The organism is Leptothoe sp. LEGE 181152 (genome assembly GCF_032906605.1).
In the GTDB taxonomy this organism is placed as follows: domain Bacteria; phylum Cyanobacteriota; class Cyanobacteriia; order Phormidesmidales; family Phormidesmidaceae; genus Leptothoe; species Leptothoe turfae.
Window position 1 is genome coordinate 139,558 of the sequence record NZ_JASATU010000010.1, and the last position, 20,777, is coordinate 160,334.

A 20,777-nucleotide genomic window follows, 5' to 3' on the forward strand; every position below is an offset into this window, starting at 1 on the left:
CAAGGCTACGGTGTACACACAAGTACTGGAAACTAGCGTTTTCGGTTGCATTACCCCCTCTAACTCCCCCTTGGTAAGGGGGAGAACCGGATCTTCCCCCCTTACCAAGGGGGGATTGAGGGGGGTAATGCAGGATTTTGAACTCACTTCCGAGATGTGTATACACGGTAGCCTTGGCAAGGAGAACCAACGCAAAGAGAACCTATCCCTCTCAAGAAACCCACCCCTCCCAGGAGGGGATCTGGAACAAATAAATCTCTCTAATCACCATGAGGTGAGATTATGCCTAGTCAACGTACGAAAAAAATAAAACGTAAAAAGAAGCAAGACGCGCTTAAACGACGCCAAAGCGCGAAGCTGCTCAAGAGTCGTGCCAGCCGCCGTCGCTTAACCCAAGGCGGCAACAGTGATAGCTCAGGAGGAGCCCCTCGGCGGTCCCGCAGTCAGAGTGCTCCCACATTAGGGCGGGTGGAAGCGCGACAGGCAAGAGCGAATGCCGTAGTCTCACGAAGTTCAACAATTACGGTGGCAAAGCCGCCGGGTTTACGGCGACAAAAGGCTATTCAGGATGGCAGCCAGGCTCAATCAGCCAAGGCACCGAAGCCCAAAATCGATCTGGGCAAAGGACGGATGATCTATCCGGTCACCGAGGGCGGCAAAACAAAGTACCTGCCTGCTCGGAGTCAAGCCAGTGAGTCTGAAATCGAGGCGGGAAACTTTGTGGAAGATGAGTCGGTCCGCAGCGAGCCGGTGAATACCATTGCTGATGCATCAAACTTTGAGCAACCCACCGTCACCGATGCCAAGACAGGGCGCAAATTATTTGCCACAACAACAAACAGTCCAGGTAAAGAGAAAATAGAATATCTTCCGCGCCAGAGTGAGGCATCCCCACTGGAGTTAAGTGCTGGGAAATATATTCCAGAAAAATCTTCCAACGTAGGCGACGAATTAGATCAGCCTCCCAAGTTTGACGACGATAACAACAATCGCAAACTGTTTGCCACCCAGGCACCAGACGGCAGTATTCAATATGTGCCCAAAAAGAATCAGGCCACGGCCAAAGAACTGGCGGAAGGTCGATATTTAGAGGGATTTGCTGCCAAGGACCCGGTAAACAAGCTCAAAAATCCAGCGGACCTGAACGGCAAGCCAGCTACTACCACTGAAGCCAGAACAGGGCGGACGTTATTTGCCACCGCAGCATTGAGCAATACAGGCGAAGAGACCAAGACAGAATATCTGCCTCGACAAAGTGAGGCCACCATAGAAGAACTCAATACTGGCAAGTATATTCCAGAGAAAGCCTCAATCGCAGGGGAGGTGCTGGACGAACCATCCCAATCTGACCCGGATAATCGAGATCGCACGCTGTTTCCCACCGCCGGAGCAGATGGCAAAACTCAATACTTACCCCGAAAGAATCAGGCCACGGCCCAAGAACTGGCAGAAGGTCGATATCTGGACGGATTTGCCGAAGAACCTCCCGTCAATCGGCTGTTGGAGCCATCTGAGTTAGACGGAGACCGTCCTACGGTAACAGAGTTTCGTACAGGACGGACTGTATATGCCACAGCCGTACTAGACAGTGATGGTAACAAAATAAAAACAGAATATCTGCCACGACAAAGTGAGGCTACAATGGAGGAGCTTAATGCTGGAAAGTATATTCCAGAGAAAGCTTCGATCGCGGGGGAAGAGTTATTTCAACCACCTCGAAAAGACCCAGAAAATCCGGAACGCAAACTGTATGCGGCTAAAGCTGTCGATGGTAGTGTTCAATATTTTCCAAAACAAAATCAGGCCACAGCTCAAGAGCTAGCTGAGGGGAGATATCTGGAGGGATTTGCCGCCAAAGATCCGGTAAATACCATCGAAGACGCCTCGCAGTATAAGCGACCAACGGTCACGGAGTTTCCCTCGGGTCGAACGGTGTTTGCCACGACACTCACCAATGGGTTCGGGAAACAGAAGACGGAATATCTGCCCCTCCAAAGTGAGGCGACAGAACAGGAATTGCTAAGGGAGAAATATATCCCAGAGAAAGAATCGATAGTAGAGAAGGTGCTGGACAGATTGCCTCGATATGACTTTGGTCAGCAGCGAGATCTGTTTGCGGTGACAGCCGATGATGGTAGTACTCAGTACTGGCCGAAGCAGAGTCAGGCTACGGCCAAGGAGCTTTCGGAAGGGCGATATGTGGAGGATGGGGCGATCAGTCAAACTGTTCCCCTGGGTCCAGCAAATGCGATGCGTAATGATGCGCCAAGGTTTGATATTAAACACAATCGCAAAATTTTTGCGGTGATTACAAAAGAAGGAGAGACGCGATATGTACCGAGGAAAAGTGAGGCAACGGATGAGGAAAGAGAGCAGGGATTGTATATCTCGGATGATGTGGTGGACGAGCACCAGAGTAACTTGCATCGCACGGCTATCAAGGAAATTGAGGCAGACCGAGGGTTACGTCGTAACAACCGTGCAAAGAGTCTACCCGCTGGGACAAACCGTCTTAATGTAGATACGTCACCCAAGCCCGTCCGGCAGGCGTTTGATGGCACGGAACTGTGATATGGCATAACGTCGTCAGAAATTAGTCATGAGAGGTCAAGGGCAGTGATAGACAAACTCAAGGCGCGCTGTAATCCAATAACAAAGCGATTACTCAATCCAAAGGAAGTGGCGCGGGGTAAAACTCAGTATTTGCCACTATGGGAGGATGCCACCGTGCAGGAGCGTCGTCTGGGCAACTATGCGGTATTTGTGCCACAGGAACCCCTGGCGGACTATCTGAAGCGGGCGGATATTGCGGAGGATATCCAGCCGCAACAGTTTGAGACGAACCTGGGGGAGGTGAGAGCCTATCGTCAGGAGGATGTCGAAACGGCGTTTGAAAAAGCGCCACAATTGGTGTTGCGGGCGGCGAGGTTAGTCGGAGATCGGGCTCGACAGACACCAGAATTACAGCAGCAGTTTAGTGAGGAGGAACCGTGAGACCAACAACGTGACCGATGACCGGTCGTAAGATCTGCCTGCGGTGACTGGCGATGACGATAGCATACAGTCCTCAACGACGAGTCAGGCTATGGCTAGGGAGCGTTCGGAAGGGCACTATGTGGAGGATGGGGCAATTAGTCAAACTGTTCCCCTGGGTCCGGCGAATGCGATGCGTAATGATGCGCCAAAGTTTGATACTAAACACAATCGCAAAATTTTTGCGGTGATTACAAAGGCTGGAGAGACCGATAATGCACCGAAAAAAAGTGAGGCGGCAGCTGAGGAAAAAGATCAGGGGGTTTATACTCCGGATAAGGTTTTTGAAAATTATGAAAGCACGTCTCGCCGCCAGGCACGGAAGGATGACTACGCGGATCAGGCATTGTGGCGTGTCTACGGAGTCCCGCCATTGGTTTGTTGTAAACACGACACAAAATCTGAACTGCCCGTTAAACCATACCTAGCGTTGTTGGAGGAGCATATTTTCAGGCTGGACACATGCAATAACAACCGATGTGAACGAAAGAGAAAAATTCAAAGTAAACAGAAAAAAGGAGCAATAATAGAGGCGTAAGGTGCCCCTCCAAGGCAAACCGAGGCCTAAGCGAGTTCGAAGAAACTAAAAAGATACAAAGCGTTCGTTTGAGTGCTTGGAACGTTAGGGGATGTTTACAAGACCACAAATCAAACAGACGACAGAAAATGATACACATCTGGCCGCACTAAGAGAGAGCAGGGTTGCATAGACCCAGTACGCAACTGATCATATTTGGGGTATCTAGTCAACGGCAACGAAAACAAGCAAAGCATAAGACTAAACAAAAGGATAAAACAAACAGACAAGGCCACACGAGGCATCACCAACAATATCATGATAGTACTGAACAAGATGCAGAAAAACAGGGCTCCCCCGCCCCCCGACAAAGAACATAAATAATTTCAAAAGCCCACAGAAAAGAAGGAGAATCGAAATGTCTAGTAACGATAAACCCGGAAAGCCTAGTCAAAATAAACCCGGAAAAAACAAGCATCGACACGACCGCTCAAAGAAGTACGGACACGACCGCTCAAAGAAGTACGGACGGAAAAAGAACAATAAAAAGAGCCTTGCGGAACTTAGGCGAGAAATTACCGAGAGATTCGGTGCTGACGTGTTAAACGATGGAACTGAGCAGGATAGCAAGTCGACACAACCACCCGACCTCGACAATTACATGAGAAAGCTAGAAAACGAAAAGGAAGAACTGGCGAATAAGTTTCAGGCGGTGGCTGACAAGATTGAAAAGGCGAAAAAGCTTGAGGAGAATCGCAATCATCAACGTGCCATAGCAAGACAACAGAATCAAAACGACCATTATATAGATAATTTTGACGACGCCGAAGAATCAAAGTTAGAGATGCCTGAGAAATTCAAGACGCCTATGCACCGTGAAATATGGCTTAATACAAACGCGAGATCAATTGCCACAAAGATCTTCTACAGGAATATGAGGGACGTACTGCGATACCTGCAACCTTCCAACGTTGATCAAGGTGCCCTGCACCATCTGAAAGACAAGCAAGCGGTAATAGAAGCATTTAAGCGCGCACTAAATAATGATCCAACGCGTATCAGTCCAATGGTCCGCGACTACAAGAAGGACGAGGAAAACGAGGAATTTGTGGTATTCATCACAGACAATAAATTTCCCGACTTCGACGAATCTAAGTACGGCATGAAGACAGGTGCAACATTCATGTTCCGCTATAGCCCCAACAAGCAGGTCAAGATATACCATGCCGGCCCGCAAACGTAAAAAAAAGCAAGGAAATGTCGTCTACCCGCCAGCGGCGGCAAGTCACTACCCGAGACAAAAGAACAACAAACCGGCCCAGAGGCCCCACGCGCACCCATCCCACAACACAGCAACGCTACCAACGATTCATATATGTCTCTATGCAGTAGCCAGGTAGGGTGCGTTAGGCCCTGCCGTGACGCACCGAATCACCCATCAAAACCCCAACCGGTCATGGTGATAACAATCCATCTATCCCACCCCTAACCCACCGCCACCAACGAGTCACATATGTCTCAATGCAGAGAGGGATAAAAAGTAAAAAGTAAGGAGTAAAAAGTAAAAAGTTTGAGTAGATAGCGTTTTCTGTTGATAAACTCGCCACTTGCTACTTGTTACTTCTTACTTGCTACTTACTCCTCGTCACTTGTTACTTTATCCCCCTCCCTCCCGCCGCAAAAACCGCATCTGTCGTCAACGCTAACTCAGGAAATATGCCAGAAACCAACCGCTCCCCAGCCAAAAATCGTCGTATCGTATACTCTTCCGCTTCAAGCTGACAAATCGTAATCGTTGGCTGTTTCGGCTTCCCAATATGCCGCACCGCACCCAAAGCCCGAAAATCCACGATCCAATATTCAGCAATCCCCATCGCCTCATATTCCACAAACTTATGACCATAATCATCACGCCAGTTCGTACTAACCACCTCAACCACCAGCGGAGCCGTCTCACCCCGCTGAATCACCGACGCCGTTGGCCAACGTGGCTCCTGCTGCAATAAATCACGATTCAGAATAACCACATCTGGCACATATCCTGAACCTTCCGAGCGGGGTTTAACCAAGCAAGTACGAGGAATCGAATAAGGCAGCTGATGCCGCCGAATTTCAAAACTTAACTCTGCACTGATAAAGCCAGCCACATCCTCATGAGGTCCGGTCGGTAACATCTCAACAGCACATCCCTCAATCAACTCAAACCGGCGTCCATCCTCCGGATACCACGCCAGGAAGTCCTCAAAGCTCATCGGATTTGGTATCCGCGCCTGAACCATAACCGTTTCACTGTCTATCTACGGTTTTAAGTCTATCTTAAGTCTGTAGGAGGGAGTAAAAAGTAAAGAGTAAAAAGCTGGGTGGGCTGGGTTATGAGGGCAGTGAAAAGTAATAAGTGAAAAGTAACGAGTAAAAAGTTTAGGTAGGTAGAGTTTTCCGTTGATAAACTCGCCACTCGACACTTGCTACTCGTTACTTGTTACTTTCCACTCGACACTCGACACTCGCTACTTGTTACTTGCTACTCGTTACTTGCTACTCGTTACTCTTTTCTTTCAACGTTTTTATACTCGACACAAGAATCCCAATAATGCTATTCAATTCCGAAAGCATTGGCGAGAATTGTTGTTCAGCAACAACTCCAGACGTGATCAATAATTTGATCCAATAACGACACTCCGACGCCTCCTTGAGAGCAATCGAATACTTCGAAATAAAATCCTTACGCGACTGAGCAAACTCAGCCTCAGCACAATTCGCCCCAATACTCGTCCCAGCCCTCAAAAACTGCTTAGACAAAACCCTCCCAGCATCATCAAACGATCGTCTACTCAACTCCCCATAAACCCTAACCACCCTAACCGCAAATAACTCAGACCTTTCCTGAATACTAATCCGATCACCCATAAACACCCCCCAAACCCAAACCCACTACCCGTTACTCGTTACTCGTTACTCATTACTCGTTACTCGTTACTTGCCACTTATTACTCCCACCCCACCCCCACCCCCACCATGCCCTCCTCCTCCATCTCCCACCAAACCCTCAAAACCCTCTACCAGCAGCCCTTCAACGCCCAACAACGACACCAACACATCACCCACCTACGCCAAAAACTCTTCCCCAACCCCAAAAACAACCTTTTCCCCACCCTCCCCACCACCACCCTCCTCCTGCTAATCAAAGCCTGTCAGCACCTACAAGACTGGCCCCTAATCATCCACTGCTGCCAAGAATACCAAACCCGCCTCGACCGAGCCATCACCCAAAAAACCTCTCGCAACAGCCTCAATAACCTACACCTACTCAGCCAAGCCTACCAACACCTCGGCCTATACCACCTAGCCCAACAAACCCTACAGCGAGCCATTAACCAGACCGACCAGCCCCCCCAATACCTCCTCGACACCTACCAACAACTCCAAAAACAAACCAAAACCCTACCCAATGGCATCGACACCCTACAAACCGACCCACTTATCCTCACCCCCCTCCAAAGCCACCACCAAGACAACTTTCTCTGGCAATACGCCGATCCCACCATCGCCAAGCTGTGCAACCTACCCGACTTTAACAACGAAGACGAAGACTGGCAACAATGGCTCCACACCAACCAAACAGCCACCAAACACCTGTTCGCCGTCAACCACCGCCACTGGGGCCTAATCGGCTCCGTCGGCCTCGAACACTTCAAACACATCGGCTTTTTCCATTACTGGCTCGGCAAAAACTTCCAAGGCCACGGCCACGGCCCCCAGGCCGTCACCACCCTACTCAACTGGGCACATCGTTACTTAGGTCTACGCTGCTGCTACGCCACCACCTATCGCCACAACATCCCCTCCCGCAAAGCCCTCGCCAAAATTGGTTTTCAACCCATCCCCCTAAAAGTAGTCCTCCCCAACAACCCAGCCTATGAAGAAGACATATTTTATCGAGGTAACCAGAAAAGCGACAGAGCCCTATTTTCTGAGATTAATCGACTTTTTATAGAACGTGATTTTGAAGGACAGGTGGTGTCGGTGGGGAGGAGAGGGGTTGGACTAGCGGCGTGAGAGGGAAAGTAAAAAGTAGCAAGTAGAGAGTAACAAGTTTGTATGCAGAAAACCCAGTCCAGCTAACTGATTATTTTTCACTTGTTACTTTCCCACAACGCCAACCCATTACTTGTTACTTCTTACTTTTTACTCTTTACTTTTCTCCCAACGCCAACCCATCCAACTTTTTACTCTTTACTCTTTACTTTTTACTCTTTACTTCCCACTCCCATGGCCCACTGCATCGGCAAAAAACGAAAACGACACTCCAAACACCGAACCCATAACGGCTACGTCGCCCCCAGCAGCAACGACCACCGAGGCTACTGTATCGAAAAATCTCAGCCATTTTCCCAGTCTCTACTATGGAGCCTACAGCGCGACTACTTCACCCAGCGTGGTATAAACGCATGGTCCCAGGGCGAAGTGCCCCACTACATCACCAGTAACCCCACCATCGCCACTGCCTACGCAGAAGTCGTCTTTGCCCATTGGCAAGATCAGAGCCAGCACATTAACAGTACCCAACCCTTCTATCTATGTGAACTGGGTGCAGGTTCCGGGCGCTTTGCTTTTCAGTTTCTCACCCACCTCACCCAGCTCTCTCAGCAACACCAAGTTCCCCTTACCCACTTTCGCTATATCCTCACCGACTTTGCCCAGGCCAACCTTGATGCCTGGGAGCGTCATCCTCAGTTTCAACCCTTCTTCCAACAGGGCATCCTCGATACCGCTCGCTTTGATATCAACAACGACAACCACCTTACCCTGCACCATAGCGGAAAAACCATCAGACCCAGCACCCTTGAACGCCCCCTGGTGGTGATCGCCAACTATCTTTTTGACAGCATCCCCCAGGACCTTTACTACATCAATAACGGTGAGATCAAAACCTGCCTTGTCTCCCTATTTTGCCAACAAAATCCCCAAACCCTTGCCAAGGCAAAACTGCTGGAGCATATCGAACTCCACTACGACTACCAACCCACCGATCTCAGCCGGTTAGACTCCACTCTGCAGACCCTACTGCGGCACTATAAAAATCGCCTCACCGACACTCACCTGCTGGTGCCCAACATTGGCTTTCTCTGTCTCAAACGACTGCAGGCACTATCCCAACAAGGACTGCTCCTACTCTCCGCTGACAAAGGCAAACTCGACCTCAGCCACCTCCAGGGCAATCGCCCCCCCAGGCTAGTCACCCACCACGGCTGTTTCTCCCTTAGCGTCAACTACGGCCTATTCCAAACCCTTTGCCAACAGCAGGGAGGCATTGCCCTGATGCCGACATCCCACCACAGCCTCTGCGTCATCGCCCTGATCATGGGCCAGCATCCAGAGCGCTACCACCACACCCAGTGGGCCTATGAGCACTACATCCAAACCTTTGGCCCCGACGACTTTTTCCGCATTACCAAACACGTACGCAACACTCTGGACCAAACAACAGTGGCCGACATTCTGGCTTACCTACGCCTCAGCCAGTACGACAGCCATCAATTTAACCGCTACCTCCCCCGGCTGCAGCAGCTTATCCCCGATATTACCCCCCAGGAACAAACCACCCTCCTAACCACCATCGACCAAGTCTGGCAGCGCTACTTCCCCATCGGCGAAACCAACGACTTTGCCTTTAACCTAGCCAGTTTCTGCTATCAACTCCAAGACTACCAACGAGCCCTAACCTACTTCGAACAATCGCTACAACTCCACGGCCCACAAATTAATACCCTGCTCAACACAGCCCTATGCAGCCAGCACCTAAACCACACCCACCGCGCAAACACCCTCCTCAAACAAATACTCAACCAAGACCTCAACCACAAACAAGCCAACAAACTACTAGCCAACATAAATAGTTAGAAACCATCCCCTAACTTGTTACTCGTCACTCGTTACTTGTTACTCGTTACTTGTTACTCGCCACTTTTTACTTGTTACTTGTTACTCGTTACTCATCACTCGTTAATTCCCCCCCTCCCCCACCATGACCACCACCACCTTTTCCACTCGCACCGCCTGGGAAGCCGAAATAAAAGACAACCCATTAACCATTGAAACCTTTGATGCCGAGCGTCCTCGCCCGTTAATTTATAACGATACCAATACCGTCGGTGTTCTAGAAATAGAGACCATACGACCGACGGGCGCGACGGGCAGTATGGTGATCATCGACGCCACCAACTCCCATGCATTTAACACCACCAACGCCTTTTACTTGGGTCTTGATGGTAACCCCCAGGCATCCCTGACTATTCACTTCCCTAAACCTGTTTTAGCCTGGGGGGCAAACTACTCAGCTCCCAAGTCCGTAGGTGACTCAGCCCAGGCCACCTTTAACGAGGATACCTATGACTTTCCGGCCACAAATTCTGAGGGCTTTATTGGGTTTGTTAGTGATACGCCTATTTCCTCTGTTGTGATCCAGAATCCTGGCAGCAGCTTTGCCACCCTGGTGCTGGATGATTTCTCATTTATTACCGGCCCCCGCATTACCAGCCCCATCGACGGTGCGATTGTCACCGCAGGAGAGTCTGTAGTCTTTTCCGCCATTCCCGCCGAGGTTACTGACCCCATTTGGACCTCCAGCATCGATGGTATGCTAGGTAGCGGTACCAGCCTTTCGTCAGATTTGCTCTCGACCGGTATCCATCAGATCACCATTACCGATGGCTCCTCTGAGTCAACCTTCCTGCTGGCCGTGCTGAGCGTATCCCAAACGGGGCAGGGGGAAACCGGTCCCCAGGGTCCCCAGGGTGAGAAAGGTGAAACCGGGGCTCAGGGCATGCAGGGTGAGAAAGGTGAAACGGGAGCCCAGGGGGCCCAAGGTGAACAAGGTGAGAAAGGTGAAACGGGAGCCCAGGGGGCCCAAGGTGAACAAGGTGAGAAAGGCGAAACCGGAGCTCAGGGGGCCCAAGGTGAGCAGGGCGAACAAGGTGAAACCGGAGCCCAGGGTCTCCAGGGTAAGCAGGGCGAGAAAGGTGAAACCGGGGCTCAGGGGGCTCAGGGTCTCCAGGGTGAGAAAGGTGAAACCGGGGCTCAGGGGCCAGCCGGTGTTATTGATGCTGAAACCCTGGCCAGCTTACAAAGTGCGATCGCAATCCTGACTCAACGGACTGAATGCCAGCGTATATTTCATGTCCTAGAATTTGCCGGTGCAATACAGCTAATGCCAGATGAGGAATCAGAGCAGGATTATATTGAACTTAATCAGGCCACGGCGGAAAGACTGAAGATTGATGTTGACGACGCCATCAGCTGTATTGCAGACATCACCAATCTTTCAGTCCAGCTAAGCGAAACAGAAATACCCCTTGATCTTGAAGTCACCCTGGTCAGGACAGATAAACAACGGGTACTCACCGTAATAGAGAATAACACCCAGATATCTGAAGATGAGATTGATGATTGCGAAATTACGATTGCTGCCAATCTTCCTGAGAATAGCCCTTGGTTGGATAAGGTGAACAGTATGGAAGTTAATCTAAATGATGGTCAAATTGTAAGAACTGAAAATGCTCCCCCCTATAGCCTATTTGGCAAGAAAAACAGTAAGTCCATTGGTGGAGAAGAATTCCTAAATGAGGGGAGCAATACAATTACGTTTACCCTATTTTCTGAAGAGAATCTAGGAGGAACCGAGCTAGGAACAGTCACTCGAACGTTTACTGTTACCGATGATTAAAATTTGCCAAACTCCAGTGCATACTCTAATTGCTCAAGAATTAACCGTACTACAATCTCTTTAGACTAAAAAGAGCTTTGTAAGCAAGTATTCATTGCTTCAGCCATAACCTTTGGAATTTATAAAATTCTTATCTCTTAACCACAATGTTAGTATGATAGGGCCTACTGGACATAGGTCAAATTTCGGTGTGACGTTGCACCGAGGCGAGATTATGCAGATATCAAACTAATGAAACTACTGTCCATAGACTGTGAAGCGTTTTATGATGCTGATTTTTTAGGCAGAACCAAAGCGAAGTCACTTTTTGACGAGATTATCTCTAGCTTTGATGTTACCAACAAGACTGTCAAAATGGCCGATGGGAGCGAGCAAATCACTGAACTAGGCACTTACCTATTTGCTGACGCGGAACTAACTTCATTCGAAGCTTTTCCAAAAGTATGGGGTAAAAGGTCAGCTTGGCCTCAGACCCTGGCCAATGTGCGAGACTGCATTGAGCGGAAGACAGGTGTTCGATTTCAGGTAGCGCGATGTGTGTATTACCAAAATGGTAGCAAAAGTATGGGCTTTCATAGAGACTTGCCAGCCTATGGAGATACATCTGCGATCGCATCCCTCAGCCTTGGAGCCGAACGGGAATTTATCTTCCGCAAGCCTACCAACCCTAACGAAAGTTTTGCTATTCCCCTTGCCTCGGGCAGTCTGCTCTTTATGGGCAAAGGCTGCCAGGAAAATTATGAGCATGCGTTGATTGCAGATCCCCAATGCAATCAACCTCGTTTAAATCTCACTTTTAGGAAATATGGTTGGGGATAGAGTTTCAAGGATGATAATAGCCTTCACTCAGACCAATCCCATTCACATAGCTGGTGACCCCAGACGGTTGAGTCGTCAAGAGTACCCCCCATAGCAGCAGGACAAACCACTCGAAACTAGCTTCGCGGCTAAAGACTGGACGGAATGTTAAAACTATTTGCTCTATGCGCTCATATAACTCCATAATAAAACCGGCTGATTGGTATGATTTCAGCCAGTTTCGGACATTCCTTGCCAGTTGGCTACAGGGATGTTCTTTTTCTAGAAATTCTCATCTGGTGGAGATTAACTTCGCACTGTCCAGTTCTGTAAATGGAAGTATTATTCTCCCAAAATGCTAGATGCAATTCCAAAATAGTGAATTGTATTCAGCCATTCTGACAGTGCAATTATGACGAATTTAATAAACTCTGCCGTTTCTCTCAGTGATCGTATTCAATTACCCCCTGTCTTTCGATCTTTTTCTCTATTTCCCATGGTGTTTACATCCCTCAATTTATTCGGCCAAGTGGGGAAAAGTCTCAGTTTTGCTTTGTTATTACAAACTCAATTCAACAAGGTACAAATATCAGTAAAGTAGAGTAATGAAATTTAAATTTAAGCTTTGTTGTCAGCTAGAATACGATAGCTTGATAGTTACCTAGGTAAATTTGCGTAGCACGCAGGAGTTCAAAAGATCAATACTACGAGGAATAAGCTCCGATGTTCAAAACGCTGACATTATCTGATTTTTCATCCACAGTTGGTAGTTCGTTTCAAGTCTGTCCTGAGCCTGATACTTCTTTGCAATTAGAGTTGTTGGAAGCTGTTGAACTAAGTTCGTCTTCAAGCGCTCGTTCTGAATCATTTTCCCTTCTGTTTAAGGGGCCGAGTGATGTTGTGTTACCTCAAAAACTTTATTCCATGAACCATTCAGATCTAGGTGATCTGAGTATCTTTCTAGTACCTGTGGCCGGTGCATCAGATGGAATACGTTACGAAGCGATCTTTAACTGATTTCGATCCTTTCTTATGGGGGCGCACAGTCTTGTGCGCCTACGTCCTTGCCAGGCCAAGCCTATTCCACACAAACAACATCGATAACCTATGGTTTATGTCTCAGCAGACCCATTGCTAAAAGGAGAGGCGATTGCTCGTTACGAGCTTACACTGCGACCCATCACCGATGCCGATCAACCTTTTCTCAGGCAGGTTTATAACAGCACTCGCGAGGAAGAATTGGCTGTTGTTCCTTGGCAAGAGGAACAAAAACAGGCATTTTTAGAGTTTCAGTTCAACGCCCAACATACGTTTTATCAGAACAATTTTAAGCAGGCTCATTATTGGGTTATTGAGCAATCAAGTGCACCGATAGGCCGACTATATTTAGATCGACGCGCTGATGAAATTTGCATTATCGACATTGCTTTGTTGCCCGCCTATCGCGATTGTGGCATCGGCACAGCTTTGTTGAACACAATCTTGGCGGAAGCACAGGCTAGAAATCAGCCTGTCAGGATTCACGTGGAGCCCAACAACCGTGCCCTAAACCTTTATCACCGCCTTGGATTCAGGCAAATAGGAGATGCAGGTGTTTATAACCTGATGGAATGGACACCTTAAGGTTGATTCCTTTTCTCTTAGGGCCTAATGCCCACATGTCAACAATATGTCAATTTAAACCAGGAGATCACGTTATGAGTGAACCTTTTTTAGGGGAAATTAAGATGTTTGGCTTTAACTTTCCCCCAAGGGGGTGGGCCAAGTGCGATGGGGAGACCTTAGCGATTAATCAAAATCAATCACTGTACTCCTTATTAGGCACGACGTACGGTGGCGATGGTCGGACATCTTTTGCCCTACCAGGCTTACGGGGGCGGGTGCCCATCGGCTTTGGCAGTGGTTATCCCCAGGGGCAACGGAGCGGTGAAGAAGGTTCCACCCTGACAACATCTGACATGCCATCCCACACCCACACGGTTCAGGCAACGAGCGCTGATGCTTCGGGCACTACCCCAAGCGATCAGGTCTTAGCCCACACTGCCAACGTAAACATTTATGCAGATGCCGCAAATCTGGTTTCTCTAAATTCAAATACGGTTGGTTCTGCCGGTGGTGGGCAGGCTATCGATAATATGCAGCCCTTCCTTGCGGTCGAATTTTGTATTGCTCTGACGGGTACATTCCCTCCACGTAATTAAGGAGATTAATTCATGGTAACACCCTATATCGGCGAGATTCGCATGTTTGGGGGCAATTTTGCCCCTGTTGGTTGGGCCCTATGTGATGGTTCACTATTGTCGACTCAGCAAAATGACGCCTTGTTCTCACTGCTCGGTACCATTTATGGTGGCGATGGCCGTACTACGTTTGGGCTACCCGATCTCCGGGGGCGAGTGCCTATGCATTATGGCGAGGGACCAGGGCTCACCAATCGTCCTATTGGAACAAAATCAGGCGTAGAAACAGTCACTCTTACGGCTAGTAACATCCCCAACCATACCCATGTTTGGCAGGCTTCCAGCAATTCTGCTACCGACACTGTGCCAACTGGTAAAGTTCTTGCCACGGCTCCTGATGCCCATCCTATCTATGCCGAAGATGCTTCAGGCACTAGTAGTATGTCATCGTCAGTGATTGCTAGCAGTGGAGGGAGTGCTTCCTCAGTGAACAACCTCATGTCCTTCCAGGTCATTAACTTTATTATTGCCCTTACGGGTATCTATCCAACCCAAACGTAATTAGGAGATCCACTACCATGGCAGAACCATTTATTGGCGAGATCAGACTTTTTGGCGGTACCTACGCCATTCGGGGTTGGGCATTTTGTAATGGGTCAACCGTGAGTATTAGTCAAAACCAGGCCCTCTTTGCCGTACTTGGCACCACCTTTGGTGGGGATGGCCGTAACACCCTTGGTCTACCCAACCTTCAGGGCAGAGCTCCCGTTGGCATGGGTCAAGGACCAGGCCTTAATCGTTACAACATTGGGCAACATGGAGGCTCTGCCACAGTGACTCTCACGGAGAGCAACATGCCTTCTCATACCCATCAGGCAGCAGCAGTAGAAGTACCAACCGCTTTTGGTGGATCAACAACTGCATCCAACAATATTTTGGCCCAGCCAGATATCAACATCTATGGCAGTGCCACTAGCCCTGTTGACATGGCAAGTAGCAGCCTGAGTTCAGTCGGTTCTGACTCGTCGAGTAGGGTTGATAATGAACAACCCTACTTAAGCCTCAATTTTCTCATTGCCCTTACTGGTATCTTTCCAAGCCGGGGCTAAAGCTTTCTTTGGAACAATACACGCAATGACAGCAGGTTAGCGCCTCAGAACGCTAACCTGTTTTTTGGCTGAAAGCAAACGGTAGGCTATTTGCCATATCCATTGAGGTGCAACGTCATGCGCCCTTTGAGGTGAGGTACGTGAGCACGACGACGTGAATCTTAGTAAGAAACCGTCGCTGGTTTAGACCAGCGACGGTTTCTTGTTAGCTGCCCAGAGATTATCTAACCCATGCTGATCAGGTCAGATAATACAGCTGATTTAGAGCGACCTAAAAAGATACACCAAAGTTGACGTTATTGCCAAATTGCCCCACCGAATCACCATTATTTAATCCGGAAATATCGGCCAGGGCTTGGGCAACATTTACGACGGCATTTGCACCACTGTCAATGAAGAAGATGTCTGCTTCAAACGGGAGATTACCAGTGCCGGTGGTGCCATTGTCACTCTGCATGTTGTTGCCAGTCACACTGATATTTAACGTGGCATTGTCCTCCGCATTCAACGCCAAACTAGCATTGTTGGCAATACTCGGTGCTATTGCTGACGGCACACTATTGTTAGTCACCGTGGCATTAATGGTACCGTTATTCTCTGAGTCAATCAGAATATGGAAGTTACCGGTGCCATCAACGGTGTTGTTGTCGACTAAGACATCGAGAACACCTGCAAAGTTTATGACCTCAATGCCTGAACCGGCCCCTAGCGTGCCAGTATCGGCATCAATGTCGTTGTTACTGATCGTCGCCGTCACACCATCGCCACTATTTTCAAGCCGCAGCACATCGGCACCACTTGAGGTGCCACGATCAATCGTATTGCCGGTGATATTAACAATGGCATTGTTAGCATTGTTGTCAATCAAGAACCGGGTCAGGTTTGTTCCTGTTGGATTGACTGGAGTCAGGGTGTTATTCAGGATGTTGAGTGTGGCACCAGCCGTGTTGTTTGTAATCGCAAGATTACTTCCGTTGTTACTAAAGACCACATCCTCAAGGGTCAGGCTACCGACATTGGAGCCAGTAATATCGCCGTCAACGTCAATCCCCTGCACCGTATTACTCGACGCCAGGCCAATATCACCGGTGATTGTCGGTCGATTGGCGTTAGCCCCAGAGATCAGAGTGGTGCCACCAACCACTAAATCGGTTGTTTGACCCAATAGGGACTGACCATTCTCCAGAGTAATGCCGCTACCATAGGAGCCATCCAGGACGTAGATGGTATCGCCAGCACCATCAAGGCCGTCGCTGCTACCGCCAGTGTTAATGGGAACTAGGCTATTGAACGGGTTCCCTGACGTGCCATCGCCGCCAGCTGCTGCATCATCGTCAACATACCAGATGCGATCGCTACTCACATTAATCGTCGCCGTTGCCGTGCTGCTACCGCCATTGCCATCTAAGACAGTAAACGTGAAGGTATCGGCAACGCTGGCATCGCCTGCCTCAGGAGTATAGAAGAAACTACCATCGGCATTAATGGTAACGCTTCCACCCTCCGTAGTAGTCTTCGTCTCCTCAAGAACAGACAATGTATCACCATTGGCATCTGTCGCACCGGTAAGCAGGCTAGTTGCACTGGTTACAGAGGCCACCTCATTACCAGGAATATCTGCACCGGCAACCTCTAGCACCGTATTACCAAAGGTGGAATAGGACTGATTCTGGGCAACAGGATCCACATTTTCAACCACATCGGTAACCGTGATAGCAATGTCTTGAACATCCGTTAAACCACCTGAGTCAGTTGCGGCGACCTGAATGTCGTAGACATTATTGCCACCAGCATCTCCAGGATTCTCAAAATCAGGTGCTGCATTGAACGTGACTACACCAGTATCAGCATCAATGGAGAACAGGGCTTGATCGGCACCACCTGTGAGGCTATAGGTCAAGCCTGAGCCTTCAGAGTCATTATCATCGGTCGCATTGACATCAATTGCACTCGTCTGTTCCTCCTCAACGCTAGCCGTGGCTGAACTCGTAATTGTCGGTGCTGCATTCTCAGCTACATCCGTCACACTAATGACCAGGTCTTGCGTATCGGTCAAACCAGAAGAATCTGTAACCGTGACCTGAAGCTCATAGTCATTGTTGCCATTAGCATCAACAGGCGCTTCAAAATCTGGCGCATTGGTAAAGGTCACCACACCACTGTTAGCATCAATAGAGAACAAGGATTGGTCTGCTCCACCACTCAGGCTATAGGTCAAGCCAGATCCTTCGGAATCGTTATCATCCGATGTCTCCACATCTATCGCACTGGTCTGATTCTCGGGAACACTAGCCGTGGCTGAACTCGTGATGGTGGGAGCTGCATTCTCAGCTACATCGGTCACACTAATGACCAGGTCTTGCGTATCGGTCAAACCAGAGGAATCTGTAACCGTAACCTGAAGCTCATAGTCATTGTTGCCATTGGCATCAACAGGCGCTTCAAAGTCCGGCGCATTGGTAAAGGTAACAACACCACTGTTAGCATCAATCGAGAACAAGGATTGGTCTGCTCCACCACTCAGGCTATAGGTCAAGCCAGATCCTTCGGAATCATTATCATCCGATGTCTCCACATCTATCGCACTGGTCTGATTCTCCGCCACACTCGCTGTCGCAGAACTGGTAATGGTTGGTGCACTATTAGAGCCGCCGTCATCAAAGATAAAGTCATCCTCAGTTAACTTATTAGGACGAATTCCTACAAGTTTTGCCAATCTCTCACCATCATTCGGGTCGCCTGGTTTATCAATGCGAATCTCTGAACTGAATCTACCGTGTTTGCGGATATCCAAATCCTCAAAGGTGAGACCGCCCTCTAGCTGAATTTTATCTTGTCCATCCTTAAAGTCTGTTAGTACGTCAAATCCATTGCCAGGAGCTAACAAAACAATATCTGAGCCTTTACCAAGATGGATAACGTCGTTACCTAATCCACCATCCAGAAGATCGTTACCTGAACCACCAAGCAGTAAGTCATTACCCTCACCGCCGCTGAGATTGTCATTGCCACCATCCCCCCAAAGTGAATCCGCACCCTCACCGCCAAAGAGCCAGTCGTGGCCTTTACCACCTAGCAATACATCATTACCAACACCGCCCTCTAATTTATCGGTTCCTCTACCACCGGAAAGCCAGTCATTACCAATTCCACCTTCCAGTAAATCGGCCCCGGCCATCCCTTTGAGGCGATCATTACCACCCAGACCAAACAGTTGATCGTTTAAATTGGTACCATTCAAGACGTTATTGCCACCATCTCCGGTGAGGACAACGCCATTGACTTCTGGGTTAAAAACTCCGTCAGACATTTACTTAGTCTCCTAAAGCAGTTAAAAAATAAGTGAGTAATCTTTTCTGATGCAGTCCCGTGGCTAGATCATTGCAACGTTGTTTGAACCTATCTTACTTACGTCAATGACCTCACTATCGCGAAAACTTCTAGCAGAAAACATCCTGAAATGTTCAGGTTTGTTCAGATAAAAGTTCAGATTTATTCAGGTGTTATAAACATGTGTGATTTGTGTCAATCTATGGGGTTAACACAAATCACACTTAGCAATTGATTAGTAGGTAGCCATCAAAGGTAACCGTCCAAAAAGAAACTAGACGCAATTTGAGTCAGACCATTACAAGAACATAATACAGTCTTTCCTCAGTGAAAAAGGCTGGCTATTCCTTGACAGCCAGCCTCTTATAAGAGAGTCTCTACCTAAGTACGTTTTTTACCCTAAGTCTCTCCTCAGATTTGGCATCTGATGAATGGCATTGCCCTATTCCATATCCAAATAATAATTTACTCAACAAAGGCTCTAAGAGAGATACATGCTCAGCATACAAATCTGCATCACTCAAGTTACTTCACTAATAGACAACTTAAAATAGTTACTAACCATAAAGTTGACAAGAGATTGAGCACTACAATCAATAGCATTGACAGCATTTGACCTTCAAATCAGGCATCTATCAAAGTATCTTAAACATCCTTATTGCACGCCTTAAAACTATTCACCAGCATTCTTTAAAAAATCATCTAATGTCTGTAGAATAGTCTCAAGCTGATGTCGTTGATCTTGATTGAGCTGTTGTTCAACCTTATTTATCTGTTGAGCGACAACTTTTAGTTGATGACCAAGAGAGGCTGAAGCTTGTTTAATCGGTTCAGATACTTCTGCTCTTAATGCTTTCACCCTCTGCTGCACCCACCGAAATGATGTAGACTCTCGGTTTAAGATCTCCTCCAGCAATGCCTGACGCACTGTTGTATCCTTAAGCTTATGCATCTCTAAAGCAATTGACCACGAGATTTGTCCCTTCAGGTGAGCTTGAATCAGTTCATTCGGTAGGAAAAGACTACGCAAGTTTCGGGTTCGAAACGTTTGTAGTTCAATATCAAAGGACCGCAGCACTGCTTCAATATTTTGCAATTCTTGGCTTGGTGCAACGTCACACCGGGAACGTTTATCCGGATGCCCTTCTGTTCGTATAATTTTAGAGGCTTGAGTTTGACTGAGTCCATAACGCATCTCGATCAATCGCAAGATGGCCATAGTTTCCTCTAATTTGCTGAGATCAACTCGTTTAATGTTCTCAATCAGCGAAAACTGTAACGCCTCTTCATCACTAAACTGATTTACCAAACAGAGAACTTTTTTAATCCCTGCTTTTTTAGCAGCTCGCCAACGACGTTCCCCTGCAATCAGCTCATATCGCTCAGTATCTAACGGTCTAACATTAAGTATCCCCTTAAAGCCATTCTCTCTAAAATTCTTGGCCAGGCTATCGATTTCCGACTCATCAAAATACTGACGCGGTTGCAATGTTCCAGATTGAATATTCGCAACAGCTATCCACTGCTCCATAGACACATTATCTAATCGTCTTTCATTTAAGCATTGTTTGTCACCCTCAATTTCCCTCTGACTTTCAACAATAGGGAATATGAGACTATCACTCTGTCCATCGGGTAGCTGAACAGTAGAACTCGTAGATAAAGTATTTAGATCGTCTTTAAGCATTTTTCGGTTTCCTGGCTGGCCATCGTTAGGTTTTCATTGATTTCAAGAACAACGCCATGGTGAAAGATGTGCACTCTACTCACCAAAATTGCTAAAGTAAAATACAAACTCTGATAACTCACATCCCCAATATGCCGAATAGTGAGAGCAGAAAAAATACCGATAAGTTGAGGTTTATTCAGGTAAAAGTTCAGGTAAAAGTTCAGGTTTATTAAGTAATTAGAGGGATGAGTGACTGCAATCATGACGCCAGATTGCTCAGATCACCGTTTTCTCCGGACAGCTGTGAAGTTCATCACTGGTCCTAGCCGTTTCTAAACTTGACTTCATTATGGCCGGGTCAAGCCAACTGCCATAGTAAAGCTTCAATGGGTCCTGGAGAGGAATTAGTTATGTTCTT

18 protein-coding genes are annotated in these 20,777 nt (G+C 48.0%); 13 read left to right on the forward strand and 5 right to left on the reverse strand.

Annotated elements, in window-relative coordinates; genetic code table 11:
• Positions 1-282 precede the first annotated feature (282 nt).
• The 4 genes from QGP82_RS06355 (at position 283) to QGP82_RS06370 (ending at position 4,793) form a co-directional block, all read left to right on the forward strand.
• Positions 283-2,571, forward strand: coding sequence for a hypothetical protein (locus tag QGP82_RS06355; protein ID WP_499057821.1), 2,289 nt, complete (start codon positions 283-285; stop codon positions 2,569-2,571).
• A gap of 45 nt (positions 2,572-2,616) precedes the next feature.
• Complete coding sequence (locus tag QGP82_RS06360) at positions 2,617-2,994, forward strand: hypothetical protein (RefSeq protein WP_499057824.1); 378 nt, start codon at positions 2,617-2,619, stop codon at positions 2,992-2,994.
• Positions 2,995-3,085: 91 nt separating this feature from the next.
• Complete coding sequence (locus tag QGP82_RS06365; RefSeq protein ID WP_499057827.1) at positions 3,086-3,571, forward strand: hypothetical protein; 486 nt, start codon at positions 3,086-3,088, stop codon at positions 3,569-3,571.
• A gap of 397 nt (positions 3,572-3,968) precedes the next feature.
• Positions 3,969-4,793: a hypothetical protein gene (locus tag QGP82_RS06370; RefSeq protein WP_499057830.1), complete on the forward strand. Its 825-nt coding sequence runs from the start codon at positions 3,969-3,971 to the stop codon at positions 4,791-4,793.
• Positions 4,794-5,202: 409 nt separating this feature from the next.
• On the opposite strand, the gene QGP82_RS06375 is transcribed toward QGP82_RS06370, so the two are convergent.
• Together QGP82_RS06375 and QGP82_RS06380 are read right to left on the reverse strand one after the other, a co-directional pair.
• Positions 5,203-5,829 (reverse strand): Uma2 family endonuclease, encoded by a 627-nt coding sequence (locus tag QGP82_RS06375; RefSeq protein ID WP_499057833.1) that lies wholly within the window; start codon positions 5,827-5,829, stop codon positions 5,203-5,205.
• A 256-nt stretch (positions 5,830-6,085) separates the two neighbouring features.
• Positions 6,086-6,457, reverse strand: coding sequence for a four helix bundle protein (locus QGP82_RS06380; RefSeq protein WP_499057835.1), 372 nt, complete (start codon positions 6,455-6,457; stop codon positions 6,086-6,088).
• Between the two features lie 108 nt (positions 6,458-6,565).
• Between QGP82_RS06380 and QGP82_RS06385 the strand changes: the two genes are divergently transcribed.
• From QGP82_RS06385 to QGP82_RS06400, 4 genes are all read left to right on the forward strand, one after another.
• Positions 6,566-7,606, forward strand: a complete 1,041-nt coding sequence (locus tag QGP82_RS06385; RefSeq protein ID WP_499057838.1) for a GNAT family N-acetyltransferase — start codon at positions 6,566-6,568, stop codon at positions 7,604-7,606.
• 213 nt (positions 7,607-7,819) lie between these two features.
• Positions 7,820-9,451: a tetratricopeptide repeat protein gene (locus QGP82_RS06390; RefSeq protein WP_499057840.1), complete on the forward strand. Its 1,632-nt coding sequence runs from the start codon at positions 7,820-7,822 to the stop codon at positions 9,449-9,451.
• 124 nt (positions 9,452-9,575) lie between these two features.
• Positions 9,576-11,273 carry a hypothetical protein gene (locus QGP82_RS06395; RefSeq protein ID WP_499057844.1) on the forward strand — a complete coding sequence of 566 codons (1,698 nt, stop codon included), beginning with the start codon at positions 9,576-9,578 and terminating at the stop codon, positions 11,271-11,273.
• A gap of 231 nt (positions 11,274-11,504) precedes the next feature.
• Positions 11,505-12,092: an alpha-ketoglutarate-dependent dioxygenase AlkB gene (locus QGP82_RS06400; RefSeq protein WP_499057846.1), complete on the forward strand. Its 588-nt coding sequence runs from the start codon at positions 11,505-11,507 to the stop codon at positions 12,090-12,092.
• 4 nt (positions 12,093-12,096) lie between these two features.
• Here the strand turns inward: QGP82_RS06400 and QGP82_RS06405 are convergent, their stop codons facing one another.
• Positions 12,097-12,276, reverse strand: coding sequence for a hypothetical protein (locus QGP82_RS06405; RefSeq protein ID WP_163661781.1), 180 nt, complete (start codon positions 12,274-12,276; stop codon positions 12,097-12,099).
• Positions 12,277-12,794: 518 nt separating this feature from the next.
• On the opposite strand from QGP82_RS06405, the gene QGP82_RS06410 reads away from it, so the two are divergent.
• From QGP82_RS06410 to QGP82_RS06430, 5 genes are all read left to right on the forward strand, one after another.
• On the forward strand, positions 12,795-13,088 hold the full coding sequence (locus QGP82_RS06410) for a DUF6916 family protein (RefSeq protein ID WP_163666437.1): 294 nt from the start codon (positions 12,795-12,797) through the stop codon (positions 13,086-13,088).
• Positions 13,089-13,178: 90 nt separating this feature from the next.
• Positions 13,179-13,694 carry a GNAT family N-acetyltransferase gene (locus QGP82_RS06415; RefSeq protein ID WP_499057849.1) on the forward strand — a complete coding sequence of 172 codons (516 nt, stop codon included), beginning with the start codon at positions 13,179-13,181 and terminating at the stop codon, positions 13,692-13,694.
• Positions 13,695-13,768: 74 nt separating this feature from the next.
• On the forward strand, positions 13,769-14,272 hold the full coding sequence (locus tag QGP82_RS06420) for a phage tail protein (protein ID WP_499057852.1): 504 nt from the start codon (positions 13,769-13,771) through the stop codon (positions 14,270-14,272).
• A gap of 12 nt (positions 14,273-14,284) precedes the next feature.
• Positions 14,285-14,812 (forward strand): phage tail protein, encoded by a 528-nt coding sequence (locus tag QGP82_RS06425; protein WP_163666443.1) that lies wholly within the window; start codon positions 14,285-14,287, stop codon positions 14,810-14,812.
• 17 nt (positions 14,813-14,829) lie between these two features.
• Positions 14,830-15,360: a phage tail protein gene (locus QGP82_RS06430; protein WP_499057855.1), complete on the forward strand. Its 531-nt coding sequence runs from the start codon at positions 14,830-14,832 to the stop codon at positions 15,358-15,360.
• Positions 15,361-15,631: 271 nt separating this feature from the next.
• Here the strand turns inward: QGP82_RS06430 and QGP82_RS06435 are convergent, their stop codons facing one another.
• Positions 15,632-18,670, reverse strand: coding sequence for a cadherin-like domain-containing protein (locus QGP82_RS06435; RefSeq protein WP_499057857.1), 3,039 nt, complete (start codon positions 18,668-18,670; stop codon positions 15,632-15,634).
• 693 nt (positions 18,671-19,363) lie between these two features.
• On the reverse strand, positions 19,364-20,377 hold the full coding sequence (locus tag QGP82_RS06440) for a ParB/RepB/Spo0J family partition protein (RefSeq protein WP_499057859.1): 1,014 nt from the start codon (positions 20,375-20,377) through the stop codon (positions 19,364-19,366).
• Positions 20,378-20,777 lie beyond the last annotated feature (400 nt).